Genomic DNA, 13016 nt, shown 5'->3' with positions numbered 1-13016 from the left:
GTAATAATAAACATAACTATTAATTAAAATAAGTTATCAACTATTAGTATGATGTTAACCTTAAATTTCCTCATTTGATAAATGCACAATTTAAAAATTCATCTTATAATCCCATAGTGCAATCATTTCCTAATTATAACATTAAGTTTTGCGCAATTAAATAAATATTCAATTTATTCTCTAAAAATTGCTATTTTTATGAGTGTGAACTATATTATATTGAACTGATACATATAGTTACTGGTAACATAATTAACAATATTCATTTATAAAATTAGTATGACAATCTTAGTAGAAATTTTAATAGTTTTAGAATTTAAATATATTTATTAAAAAACTTGATTATAATCACATTTTTATTTTTTTATTTTATATATAATTTAGTCATAAACACAGAGTAAAAGTTTTGAATTTAATTTTGAAAAGTTCTATAATAAAAATTTTAAATTTTGGAGGAAATTAATATGATAAAAAATATAAATGAAAATAAAAACATAAATAAAAATTTAAGTTTAGGTGAATGTGTTATCATTTATCCAGGAATTGTAGAGAAATTTAACAATATGCAATTAGATTATTGTTGTGGTGGAAATAAAAATTTAGAGGTTGCATTAAATGAAAAAGGAATTGATGTAGATAAGTTTATTAAAAATGTAAATATAGAATTTGATAAATTTGTAGCTAATAATTCTTCATATGTAAACTGGAATGAAAAATCTTCAGAAGAATTAATAAATCATATAATAAATGTTCATCACACTAAAACCTTTGAATTATTAAATGACATTAGTCCTTTGTTATTAAAAGTATTTAAAGTTCATTATAATCATTTACCAGAAGTTTTAAAAAGAGTTAATAAACTTTTTGGAACACTAAAATTTGAATTGGAAGAACATTTAATAAAGGAAGAAAAAGAGTTGTTTCCAAAAATAATTGAACTTGGAAAAATAATTAATAAGAATGAAAGAGAACAGTTAATAGAAGAAATACAAAGTTTTATAGAAGAACATGAAGTAGCTGGAGATATAATCAAAGAATTAGATACTATTACAGATGGTTATACTGCTCCAGAATGGGCGTGTACAAGCTTCGAATTATTATATTCAAAACTGCATGAACTTGAAAAAGATTTATTTATTCATATTCATAAAGAGAATAATATTTTATTTAAAAGACATAAATAAGGGGTGGTTAAATTGAAAAAAAACACAATTATATTAAATATAGGAGCAAGCAAAACTGCTAATGAAGAAAAAATAAGGGAATTGACTATTGTTTTAAAAGAGTTAAATAAACATGGAATAACAGAAGAGTTAAAAGAAAAGGGATTAAATTTAGTTAAGTCAATAACACCTCTAGAACTGTCTATAGCAGAACAAAGTTTAATAGAAGAGGGGATGAATCCCAGTGAGTTAAGGCATCTATGCGAAATTCATATGATGGTTTTGAAAGATGAACTTGAAAAGTTACAAAGTAATATATCAAAAGGACATGTTTTATATACATTAATAGAAGAGCATGAATTGATTTTAAGCTTTTTAAGAGAACTAGATGAAGTAACAAAGACAATACTAGACATGGGCAGTTTTAATAAAAATAGAGTAGAATTTGAAAAAGTAACTAAATTAATTGATAATATATTAGATGCTGAACTACATCATAAAAGAGAGGAAGATGTTTTATTTCCAGAACTTGAAGTAAGAGAAGTTACCGGACCAACTAGAATAATGAGACTTGAACATGAAGAGTTAAGAAAAAAGAAAAAGGAATTAAAAAAGTTAAGTGAATCAGTTTATGATATGGATTTTAATGAATATAAAATGAAGCTGAAAAAACTTTCAAATGATATTTGTTTTGAATTAAAGGACCATATCTTTAAAGAAAATTACATATTATATCCCACAGCTTTAGAAAGTATTAAAAGTGAAACTAAGTGGGATGAAATGAAAGTAAAATGTGATAACATAGGATATTGTAGTTTTACTCCTGAGGATTGCAAGTAATAAAATATATTCCATTAGTTTATAATAAAAGGTATTAATATGTTTACAAATATATTAATACTTTTTGTATTTTTAAATATGAATTAAGTATGTAATTTTTATTAGGAGGTGTTTATTTTGGATTGTGATTTTTGCTGTGAAAAGTGTGCAAGTAAATTATATGCAAAGGAAATACCTATATTTGAATCTCTTTCTAAAGAAGAATTAGATAGAATAATAGATATAAGAAAGCATATGAGCTTAGAAAAAGGAGAAAGCTTATTTTTAGAAGGGGATAAAGTTTCAAAATTATTTATTATAAGTGAAGGAATGGTTAAATTAAGTAAAAATACTGCTTCTGGAAAAGAACAAATATTAAACATATTAAGTGTTGGAGATTTTCTTGGAGAGAGTAATATATTAGGAGAAACTTCTGAAAGCAATGTATCTGCAATTGCTATTAAAAATACTGAATTATGTACAATTTCAAGAAATGATTTAAAAGAAATATTATTTTCGAATCCTTCAATTTGTTTAAAACTTCTTTCTGAATTAAACAAAAGATTAATAGAAGTAGAAAATCTATCAAAAAATCTATCCAATAACAGTCCAGAAGCAAGAATATGTTGTATGCTCTTAGAGTTTTCAGCGAAATATGGAAAGAAAACTAATATGAAGATAGAAATAAATTTACCACTTAATAGAGAGGGAATGGCTAATTACTGTGGAATAGCAAGAGAAACATTGAGCAGAAAATTAGCTTTATTAGAAAATGAAAATATAATAAAGCTTATAGGTACTAAAAAAATAATAATAAATGACTTAGAACTACTGGAAACAAAAATATTTTAGATAAAACTACGTTTAGCATTACTAGGAATAAAATGAGTAGTAATAACCATAACTATTAACTGCTCCCTATTAATTTTTAACTGAAAAAGTTTCATTCATGATGGAGCAATACTGTGAACAATTACTTATTTAGATTATTCACTAAAACCAAAGTATCGGGTACTGGTTCTTTGCTTATTAGGTGATGGGAATACAGCATTTGTGGAATCTACAGCTAAAACAAAGAAACTATCCAAAAATGAACCTGTCCCTCTTGTGATGGAGGTAGAATTTTAAATAGTTGCTTGTTTAGGAGTTTTTTAGATAGCTTTTTAGAAATTAACAATGAACAAAGGACAATTTGAAAAATTAGGAATTATGAATTAAGGAGGAAACTGGGCCACTAGTTTCTTTAAATTTAAGGGAGTAAAATTTCAGTTTAAGATATAAAACTAAACAAAAGCTATATTCAAAGTCTACAGCCGTAACAAGAAGGACAGGCGTACCAAAGCATGTTTTCCATAATTTATTTTTTCAGTGAAATCGAAAGATTATCAATAAAACCTAAATTAATCAAAGCCAGTCCTAAAATAGCAGCTTTGCTGCGTAGATGTTCGGGACCGACTTCGAGTAATAGTGGAGAGAAACTAAAATCAACAAAAGTATCAAGTCTAAAGTATAGTAAAGTAGCCAATTACGCGTCTGTCCCTCTTGTAATGGTGTAAAAATTTTGGTTAATTGCTTGTTTAGGAGTTTTTTAGATAGCTTTTTAGAAATTAACAATGGACAAAGGACAATTGGCAATGTTGGTTGAAACTGGACTACCAGTTTCTGTGAATTTAGAGGAGATAAAGTTTAAGTTTGAGAAGTAAAATTAGTCAAAGTTAAAATTAAGGTGTATAACCGTAACAAGAAGGACAGGTTCACTTAGATTGTACGACCATAAAAAATTTAGTACTCAATAAAACGGGCTAGATAAAGTAAAATATCGAGCAAAGAACCAGTACTTGAGCTGCAAAGTAGCGTAGTTGTTAGGGACTGGCTTTGAACTATTATGTTAGTAATGTAAAATTAGGGGAGCATCAAAAGGTAGCAAAGAAAATAAAACTTATCGTGCCTGTCCCATTTGTGATGGAAGAAAAACTATATAATATTGATTATTTAGATTTTTAGATAAAATAACCACAACTATTAACTGCTCCCTATTAATTTTTAACTGGAAAAGTTTCATTCATGATGGAGCAATACTGTGAACAATTACTTATTTAGATTATTCACTAAAACCAAAGTATCGGGTACTGGTTCTTTGCTTATTAGGTGATGGGAATACAGCATTTGTGGAATCTACAGCTAAAACAAAGAAACTATCCAAAAATGAACCTGTCCCTCTTGTGATGGAGGTAGAATTTTAAATAGTTGCTTGTTTAGGAGTTTTTTAGATAGTTAAAAGTAAAAGTTATTGACTCTGCCCCATAGGCAGGCTTTATACTTTTATTGGAGGCGGTTTAATGAATACTAACGAAGTCTGTAATTTAATTAATATATCTTCAAAAAGTTTAAGGGTATACGAAGATTATGGAATAGTTATACCTAAGAGAGAAAAAAATAATTATAGAAACTATAGTGAAGATGATTTATTAAAATTAAGAACTGTCAAATTATTAAAAGAGCTTGGATTTTCTTTAAGAGATATAAAAGTTCTTATAGATAATAATAACTGTTCAAGTACACAGTTTATAAGAAGTTTATACCTTCAATCAAAAGCTATTGAAAGAAAAATTTATGAATTAGAAAATATAAAAAGTACATTAACTAAAAGTATTGATAAAATTTTAGTTAGTAAAAAAGATGACATAGAAAATAATTATTTTATAAATGATATAGACACAATATTAAAAGAAAACAAATCAAATAGAAAGCAATGGGTTGATATGTGGGGATTTGATAATAAAGCAGTTAAATTTGATAAAATGGTAAGAGATAAATCAAATGATGAATTAGGTCTTTTTGAAAAATATGATGATATTTTAATAAAGGTAAGAAATGAAATAATCAAATATGGTGCAAAAAAGGTTTTTGATATTGGGTGTGGAACAGGAAATTTATGTGGAGAATTAAGTGGTTCAATAGAAGTATTAGGAATAGATCAAAGCTTAGAAATGATTTTACAGGCTAAAAATAAATATAGTAACATGAATTTAAAATTAGGTAATTTCTTAGATAAACCATTTCAAAAAAATTATTTTGATATTGTAGTAACTACTTATGCTTTCCATAGTTTGAATCATGAAGAAAAGAAAAAAGCAATTAATAATATGCTAGAATACTTGAATGATGATGGGAAAATTATTATTATAGATTTTATGTTTATAAACAATAAAGAAAAAGATAAATGTAGAGAAAAACTACTTAGCGAAAATAAAAATCAGTTATGGGATGTAATTAATAATAAATACTATACAATTTTAGATGAATTTAAAAATCATATTACAATGTTAGGGTATAAAATTAAAACTGACCATATTATAAATTTTACTTGGCTAGTAGAAATAATAAAATAGTTTAATATTTAATATATGTAGTCTTATAAAACTTTTAGTATTATAAGACTAATTTTTAATATTAAAATTAAAAGATTAAATACATATTTTATGATGATAGGAAATGGAAAATATAAAATTTTAATTAAAAATATTAATAAAATTTAAAAATAAAATGAAAAAATAGTACAATAATCTAAAATAGTTAAAAAATAGTTGTTTATTGTAAAAAAATTTAGTATTATAAAATAGTATTAAAGAAAACTTATAAAAATATGAATTAAATAATATTTAGGGGGACAGTAAATGGGAGTATTTGATGGATTAATAGGTAACGCTTCAGAAGTTAGTATAAATGAAGTAGAAAAGGATTACAGCAATATATTATCAAAAAATGAAAGTGTAGAAAAAGCTTATAAGTTAATTCGTGATATGTTTATTTTTACAGATAAAAGATTAATTTTAGTAGATAAACAAGGTTTAACAGCTAAGAAAATAGAATATCATTCTATTCCGTATAAATCTATAACTCATTTTAGCATAGAAACTGCAGGACATTTTGATTTAGATGCAGAACTTAAAATATGGATTTCTGGAACGAGCTCAGTTATAGAAAAAAAATTTAATAAAAGTTTAAATATATATGAGCTTCAAAGTGTGTTAGCAGAGTATGTTTTAAGATAATAGATAGAAAGATTATTACTTAAATTACATAAAGGCTGTATTATTTCTTATATGGATAGTTTTTTAAAAAAAGAAAGCATTAAAACATATACACTTAATTTAATTTTAGGTTTTGTTTTAAATCAATGCTGATATATTAACATAATAAAAGTGGATAAGTTAACTTGTCCACTTTGCTATTTAGTTCTTAGAAATTTAAGATTATTTATTTAATTTATAGGATGAATTGGAATTCACGTATTTTTTCATTATATAATTTGATAGTTGTACACCATTTCGCTCAACAAATTGTTTTTTTATTACTTTATATCCTCGTTTCTCAAAAAATGGTTTTGCAGTTATAGATGAATGAGTTATGATATGTCTTACAGAGTAGTGATTTTCTAATCTATCGCAAAGGGCAGTAGCGATACCAAGATTTTGATAATCTTTATGTACATACAACCTATCCAAGTACCCTTCATTATTAATATCACCAAAGCCAATTATCATATTATTTTCTTCTGCAACTAATGTATAGTTATTTAAAAAAGATTTATTCCATTGAACAATATCAATGTTTCCTGTAGCCCATACATTTAATTGCTTTTGTGTATAATCTTTTGCATTAATCAAATGAACCGTATTATAAAACAGATTTGCGATTTGCTCACAATCACTTGATTTATATTCTCGTATATCCATTTTAAATTTTCTCCTAAATTTCTATTTATTTTGCTCGTATTATAGAATCCCAAGTTGATTTTAAAAATTATCTACTTTTAAAATTGTAAATTGTTTTCCTATACAAGTGTTTGTTTTTATGTCTTCTTCCTTAGGTTTATTAGGCATTATAATAAGTGATATTATTAATAATGCAGTAAATCCTAGTATTAAATTTCTCTTCTTTTTATCTTTTTCATATATAATAAGTGTAGGAGTGAAAAGATATGTGATGATATTTCCAAAACTCCCAATTAAATATAAAATGATTGCAAGTGACTCCATAGTTTTTCTCCTTTGTATATGTTTAGTTCTTTTCTTCTTCTGTTTTGAGGTATATAGTTTACAAATTAGTTATCAAACCGTAAATATTATTATAGTTTAAAATCATTTCTTAAAGCTATTTCTAGTATTTAAATATACTACAGAAAATATAATTGAAACTAATAATAATGTAAATCCTAATGCTTTCATTATGAAAGTATCACTTAAAAGCAAAAAAATCATACAAAAAGAAATCATAAACATAAGTTTACCCATAAATTTGCATAATGAGATAACATCATATTTTTGCTGCTGTTCTTTAGGCATTGCATTAAATCCTGCAATAAGAAAAATACCCAATATGATAAATGGAATAATAATTAATATTTTAACAATCATAATAATTCTCCAATTCAATATGATTAATTTATATTACAATTATATCATTAAGTTGTAAATTATGTATAAATAATAAATTAATATAAATCATGTAATCTAAGATAATTAAGATTTGTATAATTGAAACTCATATTTTGGCTGAATTTATAATGAATATATTATTTATAATAAAAATAATAAACAATTGTGTTATAATTGTTTATCATACAAATTAGAATTCGCAGTGGAGATTATTTATATAATAGGAGGTATTGACTTGAAAAATAATAAACATAATGACCTTTCCAACTATCTTGTAATTGGAATGATAATTGGCTTGCTTGTAGGTGTTATTTTTTCAATAATTATGCGCGATAACATTTTCTTTGCAATAAGTGGTACAGGTTTTGGTATATCATTTGGTTTGTTAATTGCAGATATTATATGGTGCATAAAAAATCAGCAAAACAAGTATAATAAAATTAAATAATATGTCCACTTTTATTATGCTCATATATTAACATTCATTTAAAAAGGATTCTAAAAGTAAACCTTATACTGACACAAAATTAAAGGATTTTAGAAACATAAAAGAAATATATTTCTAATCATGAAATTGTAGTGTATATATCCAAATGCAAACATAAATTTTTTTATATAATGAGAAGTTGAAATATGGCAATAAAAAAGTGTATAAAAGAGTAATTTTCGGTCATAGGTAAAAAAGCTTCTACAAAATGATGGCAGGGGTTTTATTCAAAAATTATGGGCTGATGCTAATTCTACAGAAGTGGTATCATTAGCGAAGAAAAATAATAAATTGTAGAGACAGTGTGGGTAGAAGTTTAAGTAGTATAACAAAATTATGAATTTAAATATAGCTAAAAAGTATATTTTCGGGTTTAAACAAGTTGTTTTATAAGATAAAAATAAAAGATATTAAAAGTACTCACATATTAAACTAAAATAAGTTTATATATGAGTACTTGATTTTTATAATAAAGGATTATCAATTAAAGTAGTAAACAACACAAGTCATGACTATTACTAAATGAACGTGATAACTTCCACCTATGATAGCTTGTCTTATAAATCTAGGAAAACGGTGATTATGCCTTTTATCAGATTCCTTAGCAAGGCTTTATTAACCTTAAAGATTTATGAGGATAGGCTAATTTGAATAACAATTATCATATTCATCTTTTTTACAATGGTTGCAGCAGTTAGGTTTTATATAATAATCAGGATATTTAGGTGGTCTATAATAATCTGGATGACACTTGTTACAACTATTTTTAAAATTATTACATGGACAACTCATGAATATTCCCCCCTAAAATATATATAGTATATGATATGACATTACTCCATATTAGGTATTCAAATTATGGGAGTTAATTAAGATGATTAAAAAAAGAACATTTATTAGCAGTTTTAAAATTTACTTAAAGTGTTATGTATTTAGATGATTAATCATGAACTTAATATTGTAATCTATTAAATTAAAAAATAATCAAACAGTGTTAATGTAATTAATATAAATAAAAATATAACATTTAATATTAAAAAAAGTGTATTTAAAAGTAAAAATATTTTTTTTGCTTTACTTAAATTATTGATTTTTAGTAATATAGGAAACAATAATAAATTTACTATTATAAGAAATATATTTACTGCAAATACTATAATAGTAGCCTTATAATTATGGATATAAATCACCTCCTCTATAGAATTCTTAATATAGATTACAAAACCTCTGTAAACATTTACAAAAATACTTCAAATCTTAAAAAAGTACATTTATAATAATACAGTAAAATAAGTGTTAATTCAATTAACTTGTAACCCTATAGTACTGAAATGTATTAATATTTTTATATAAAAAACAGTTCAGAAAAGTTTAGGGTATATAAAAATGCATATTAGGCGAGCTATAATTAATGTAATATAGAAAAATAGGATTGAGTTTAAATTTATTTAATAGCTTAAAAATATTTTTATAGGAAATAGAGTGTTTAATTTAGCTAATTAAAGGAATAGATTACTATTTTCAGTATTCAAGCTTTAAAATGAATAATTTTAAAGTTTATCTTAAAACTTTAGGGTTAGGGGGAATGGTCATGAATTTACAAAAACAAATTAATGAATTAATTTTTGATAGGGTTAATAAAAATCAATTTTCAGGTGCTGTATTAATAAAGAAAGGAAATGAAGAAATTTTCTCAGGAGCATATGGATATGCAAATAGAACTTGGAGAGTGAATAATAGTTTGCAAACTCGCTTTAGGATTGCATCAATCTCCAAAATGTTTACAGCAGTATCTATTCTTCAACTAATTGAATTGGAGAAGGTATCTTTTAGTACTAAAGTTGTTGAATATTTAAACCTTGAAAATAGTAAAATTCCTAATGATGTAACAATTGAAAGTCTGCTAACACATACTTCTGGTATTGCAGATTATTTTGATGAAGAACAGGATGATAATGAATGGGAAAAACTTTGGTATGATATACCAATTTACAAAATGCGTAGATTGGAAGATTATTTGGAATTATTTATTCATAAAGAACCAGTTAGTAAAATTAATGAGAAATATTATTATAATGGTGCAGGATATATATTATTAGGTCTTATAATAGAAAAAGCATCAGGTTTATCTTATTTTGATTATGTTAGACAAAACATTTTTTTAAAGATAAATATGAAAGACTCTGATTTTATTTCACTAGATGATGTTGATGATTTAGTTGCTGAAGGCTATGAAGCTACTTTAGATAGTAATAAAAAAATTATAGGATGGAAAAGAAATATATATACAACAACACCTAATGCTGCTTCCGATGGTGGAGCTACCTCAACTGCAGATGATCTAATAAAATTTATAGAAGCCTTAAGGAATAATAAATTGCTTAGTGAAAAAATGTCAATGGAGATGTTTATACCAAAGGTTCTTGAATATGATGATACGCCAAGAAATTATATATGGATGTATGGCTACGCAAATGAATTTATATTAGATAAAGAAAGTAAAGAGATAGTTAGGTGTGGACACACTGGGGAAGAGTATGGAGTTAGCTGCAGATTATATTACTATCCTAGTACTAATGTAATTGTAGTGATATTAGCTAATCAGGGATGGTGTGCAGGTTCATTAGGTTGGGATATACATGATGTATTAATGAATGTAAATTCTTAATTATTTATGTGGAATTTGGTATAAAAATATTTTTGAAAATAATAAATCAATAGATAACTCATCAATGAAATATATCTTATATGTAATTGATAAATGTTAATGGTAACACTAATGTGTATAATAAATATAATGATATAAGAAATAATTGTTATATTAAGGAAGGTTGAATATGTTATCTAATAATGAATTTATACGACAGTCCCTAGAGTTACATCTTTTTTTTGCAAGAATTATGAAAGAACATTCATTTTTCCTAGAAATAGGTTTTACGCAAAAAGACTTAGGTTTCACACATAAAGCAGATTCTCTTAGAATGCAATTTGATAAGCTTTTAGCAGATGTTATATCTATTTCTAATGGTGTTGTAAGTAATAGTATATTAGAATCCGGTGAAGTGTTCACACCATATACGTTAAAAGCTGAAATGGCTTCATCATATTTTACAGGAGTAGAAATTCCAACTAATTTGACAAAATCAGAGTCAGGGCTTATGGGGTATGATTCTATGAGAAGTAGTGCACTACTTGAAGAAAGGGTATCAATAATTAATAATAGAGCAATGGAATTGGTTTTAAAATTGGTACAATTTAAGTCAGATATATTATCAGGAGTTATACATTGTAATATGTTTACCAATAATTATCCTTTACTTATAGACCATATTTTAAGAGAAGCAACATTTTATTATAGATTAATTGAAAGGCTTCAAGATAATGAAGATATTAACTTAGAGAAAGATGCTTATGATCAAGAAATTTTCTGGAATAGAATTATGGCTGAGCACTCAAAATTTATTCGTGGACTTTTGGACCCGACAGAAAATGAGCTTATAGATACAGCAAATAACTTTGGAAATGAATTTGATAAACTTACTGAAAAAGCAATAAAAGCCATGAATATGACACTGCCAATTTCAGAAATTACAGATGACAGTCTAAAAGCAACTATAAAAATTAAAGAATTTAAAAAACAAGGTACACAGGGATTATTAGATTGTAAAATTAAATCTATAATAATACCATTATTAGCCGACCACACTTTACGTGAGGCAAATCATTATTTACGGTTATTAAAAATATTTAAAACAGTAGAAGTACAATAAGTATTGATAAGGACCATTCCTATAAAAGAGCATAAGTTTAAGTAGTATAACAAAACTATAAATTTAAATTAAATATAGCTAAAAAGAATATTTCCAAGCTTAAACAAGTTGTTCTATAAGATAAGAATACACATTAAATAAGTGATATTAGAAACACTCACATAGTAAGCTAAAATAGTTTTATATGTGAGTGCTTTATATTAAGACATATAATTATACTAGATAACTTTTAATTAAGGTAGAAAATATAAAATTATATTTGTTATTGTTTGCAAAATTGTAGTATTTATTACTAAAATATATTGTTACAATTGTCTCTATCGTCTCTGTCATTCCTATTATTTCTGTTGTCTCTGCAAATAGCTCTACAAACAGCTCTACAAAAATCTCTATTACATCCAGAGTTTCTACAAATTTCTCTGCAAAAATCCCTACAAATATCTCTATCATCTCTATCATTATTACAATTATTTCTACGATTATTACATGACATAAATATACCTCCCAAATATAAACAAATATAATAGATATATATATAAATAAATCTATATATTATAATATGACATTACAGTATATTTGATATTCAGATTATGGGAATTAATTAAATTATAGATAAAACAAAATGAGTAGGTTTATAGGCTGCTTTTATAATGGTAATTATTAAAAACACACACATATTAAAATAAATTTATATGTGTGTGTTGATTTATACTATACTAAAGGACTTTCAATTAAAGTAGTAAATATGAAATCATGTCTATGACCATCTACAAAAGTAGTCATTCCTGTTACTAAATGAACATGTTTTCCATTTCCTACAGGTATAGCTGGTCCAGTAAGAATACAAATTTTGTGGAAATGGTCAAAAAAATCTGTTCTTACTTCAATTTCATGAACGTGAGAATTTTCACGTCTGATAGCCTGTCCTGTAACTCCAGCGAAACGGTGATTATGCCTTTCATCACATTCTTCGGCAAGTTTTGTGCTTCCTAAAAATTCATGAGTATGGGTTTGCTCTCTAGGGCAATTATCATATTCATAATCTATACAATAATCTCTACAATTATAAAATTTAGAACTCATAAATATACCTCCTAAATATATAAATATAGTATATGATATGACATTATTCCATATTAGGTATTCAAATTATGGCAGTTAATTAAGGTGATTAAAGAAAGAACATCCATTAATAGTTTTAAAATTTACTTAAAGTGTTATGTATTTAGATGATTAATCATGAACTTAATATTGTAATCTATCAAATTAAGAAATAATCAAACAGTGTTGATGTAATTAATATAAATAAAACTATAACATTTAAGATGAAAAAAAG

At 25.1% G+C, this 13016-nt stretch carries 14 protein-coding genes; 8 read left to right on the top strand and 6 right to left on the bottom strand.

Annotated features, from left to right (window positions below):
* Nucleotides 1–464 precede the first annotated feature (464 nt).
* The 5 genes from ric to KQI36_RS15380 all read left to right on the top strand — a co-directional run bounded on the left by ric (nucleotide 465) and on the right by KQI36_RS15380 (nucleotide 6037).
* Nucleotides 465–1184 (top strand): iron-sulfur cluster repair di-iron protein, encoded by a 720-nt coding sequence (ric, locus tag KQI36_RS15400; protein WP_216451670.1) that lies wholly within the window; start codon nucleotides 465–467, stop codon nucleotides 1182–1184.
* 12 nt (nucleotides 1185–1196) lie between these two features.
* Nucleotides 1197–2003: a DUF438 domain-containing protein gene (locus tag KQI36_RS15395; RefSeq protein ID WP_216451669.1), complete on the top strand. Its 807-nt coding sequence runs from the start codon at nucleotides 1197–1199 to the stop codon at nucleotides 2001–2003.
* A 117-nt stretch (nucleotides 2004–2120) separates the two neighbouring features.
* The gene (locus tag KQI36_RS15390; RefSeq protein ID WP_216451668.1) at nucleotides 2121–2834 is read left to right on the top strand and encodes a Crp/Fnr family transcriptional regulator; all 714 of its coding nucleotides are present in this window, start codon (nucleotides 2121–2123) and stop codon (nucleotides 2832–2834) included.
* Nucleotides 2835–4321: 1487 nt separating this feature from the next.
* The gene (locus KQI36_RS15385) at nucleotides 4322–5374 is read left to right on the top strand and encodes a MerR family transcriptional regulator (protein WP_216451667.1); all 1053 of its coding nucleotides are present in this window, start codon (nucleotides 4322–4324) and stop codon (nucleotides 5372–5374) included.
* Nucleotides 5375–5659: 285 nt separating this feature from the next.
* Nucleotides 5660–6037, top strand: a complete 378-nt coding sequence (locus KQI36_RS15380) for a PH domain-containing protein (protein WP_010296672.1) — start codon at nucleotides 5660–5662, stop codon at nucleotides 6035–6037.
* A 201-nt stretch (nucleotides 6038–6238) separates the two neighbouring features.
* Here KQI36_RS15380 and KQI36_RS15375 read toward each other — a convergent pair whose 3' ends face one another.
* The 3 genes from KQI36_RS15375 to KQI36_RS15365 form a co-directional block, all read right to left on the bottom strand.
* Nucleotides 6239–6721 (bottom strand): GNAT family N-acetyltransferase, encoded by a 483-nt coding sequence (locus KQI36_RS15375; RefSeq protein WP_216451666.1) that lies wholly within the window; start codon nucleotides 6719–6721, stop codon nucleotides 6239–6241.
* 60 nt (nucleotides 6722–6781) lie between these two features.
* Nucleotides 6782–7024, bottom strand: coding sequence for a hypothetical protein (locus tag KQI36_RS15370; RefSeq protein ID WP_216451665.1), 243 nt, complete (start codon nucleotides 7022–7024; stop codon nucleotides 6782–6784).
* Nucleotides 7025–7126: 102 nt separating this feature from the next.
* On the bottom strand, nucleotides 7127–7402 hold the full coding sequence (locus KQI36_RS15365) for a DUF3784 domain-containing protein (RefSeq protein WP_216451664.1): 276 nt from the start codon (nucleotides 7400–7402) through the stop codon (nucleotides 7127–7129).
* 256 nt (nucleotides 7403–7658) lie between these two features.
* On the opposite strand from KQI36_RS15365, the gene KQI36_RS15360 reads away from it, so the two are divergent.
* Entirely contained in the window at nucleotides 7659–7871 is a 213-nt protein-coding gene (locus KQI36_RS15360; RefSeq protein WP_216451663.1) for a hypothetical protein, read from the top strand.
* Nucleotides 7872–8552: 681 nt separating this feature from the next.
* On the opposite strand, the gene KQI36_RS15355 is transcribed toward KQI36_RS15360, so the two are convergent.
* Nucleotides 8553–8702 carry a hypothetical protein gene (locus KQI36_RS15355; RefSeq protein WP_216451662.1) on the bottom strand — a complete coding sequence of 50 codons (150 nt, stop codon included), beginning with the start codon at nucleotides 8700–8702 and terminating at the stop codon, nucleotides 8553–8555.
* Between the two features lie 799 nt (nucleotides 8703–9501).
* Between KQI36_RS15355 and KQI36_RS15350 the strand changes: the two genes are divergently transcribed.
* Both KQI36_RS15350 and KQI36_RS15345 read left to right on the top strand, forming a co-directional pair.
* Nucleotides 9502–10578: a serine hydrolase domain-containing protein gene (locus KQI36_RS15350; RefSeq protein ID WP_216451661.1), complete on the top strand. Its 1077-nt coding sequence runs from the start codon at nucleotides 9502–9504 to the stop codon at nucleotides 10576–10578.
* 169 nt (nucleotides 10579–10747) lie between these two features.
* A complete protein-coding gene (locus KQI36_RS15345; protein WP_216451660.1) occupies nucleotides 10748–11680 on the top strand; it encodes a DUF2935 domain-containing protein in 933 nt (310 codons plus the stop codon).
* 292 nt (nucleotides 11681–11972) lie between these two features.
* Here the strand turns inward: KQI36_RS15345 and KQI36_RS15340 are convergent, their stop codons facing one another.
* Nucleotides 11973–12173: a hypothetical protein gene (locus KQI36_RS15340; RefSeq protein ID WP_216451659.1), complete on the bottom strand. Its 201-nt coding sequence runs from the start codon at nucleotides 12171–12173 to the stop codon at nucleotides 11973–11975.
* Between the two features lie 218 nt (nucleotides 12174–12391).
* Nucleotides 12392–12763: a YmaF family protein gene (locus tag KQI36_RS15335; RefSeq protein WP_216451658.1), complete on the bottom strand. Its 372-nt coding sequence runs from the start codon at nucleotides 12761–12763 to the stop codon at nucleotides 12392–12394.
* Between the last annotated feature and the right edge of the window lie 253 nt (nucleotides 12764–13016).

The sequence above is a fragment of the Clostridium senegalense genome, assembly GCF_018916625.1.
GTDB classification, from domain to species: domain Bacteria; phylum Bacillota; class Clostridia; order Clostridiales; family Clostridiaceae; genus Clostridium_J; species Clostridium_J senegalense.
Note: the sequence above shows the minus strand (reverse complement) of the source record. Positions and strands in the feature narration are given on the sequence as shown.

Coding starts and splice junctions, on each gene's coding strand:
- KQI36_RS15355 (WP_216451662.1), bottom strand. CDS start 8,702: ATGAGTTGTCCATGTAATAATTTTAAAAATAGTTGTAACAAGTGTCAT.
- KQI36_RS15380 (WP_010296672.1), top strand. CDS start 5,660: ATGGGAGTATTTGATGGATTAATAGGTAACGCTTCAGAAGTTAGTATA.
- ric (WP_216451670.1), top strand. CDS start 465: ATGATAAAAAATATAAATGAAAATAAAAACATAAATAAAAATTTAAGT.
- KQI36_RS15385 (WP_216451667.1), top strand. CDS start 4,322: ATGAATACTAACGAAGTCTGTAATTTAATTAATATATCTTCAAAAAGT.
- KQI36_RS15365 (WP_216451664.1), bottom strand. CDS start 7,402: ATGATTGTTAAAATATTAATTATTATTCCATTTATCATATTGGGTATT.
- KQI36_RS15335 (WP_216451658.1), bottom strand. CDS start 12,763: ATGAGTTCTAAATTTTATAATTGTAGAGATTATTGTATAGATTATGAA.
- KQI36_RS15345 (WP_216451660.1), top strand. CDS start 10,748: ATGTTATCTAATAATGAATTTATACGACAGTCCCTAGAGTTACATCTT.
- KQI36_RS15375 (WP_216451666.1), bottom strand. CDS start 6,721: ATGGATATACGAGAATATAAATCAAGTGATTGTGAGCAAATCGCAAAT.
- KQI36_RS15350 (WP_216451661.1), top strand. CDS start 9,502: ATGAATTTACAAAAACAAATTAATGAATTAATTTTTGATAGGGTTAAT.
- KQI36_RS15340 (WP_216451659.1), bottom strand. CDS start 12,173: ATGTCATGTAATAATCGTAGAAATAATTGTAATAATGATAGAGATGAT.
- KQI36_RS15370 (WP_216451665.1), bottom strand. CDS start 7,024: ATGGAGTCACTTGCAATCATTTTATATTTAATTGGGAGTTTTGGAAAT.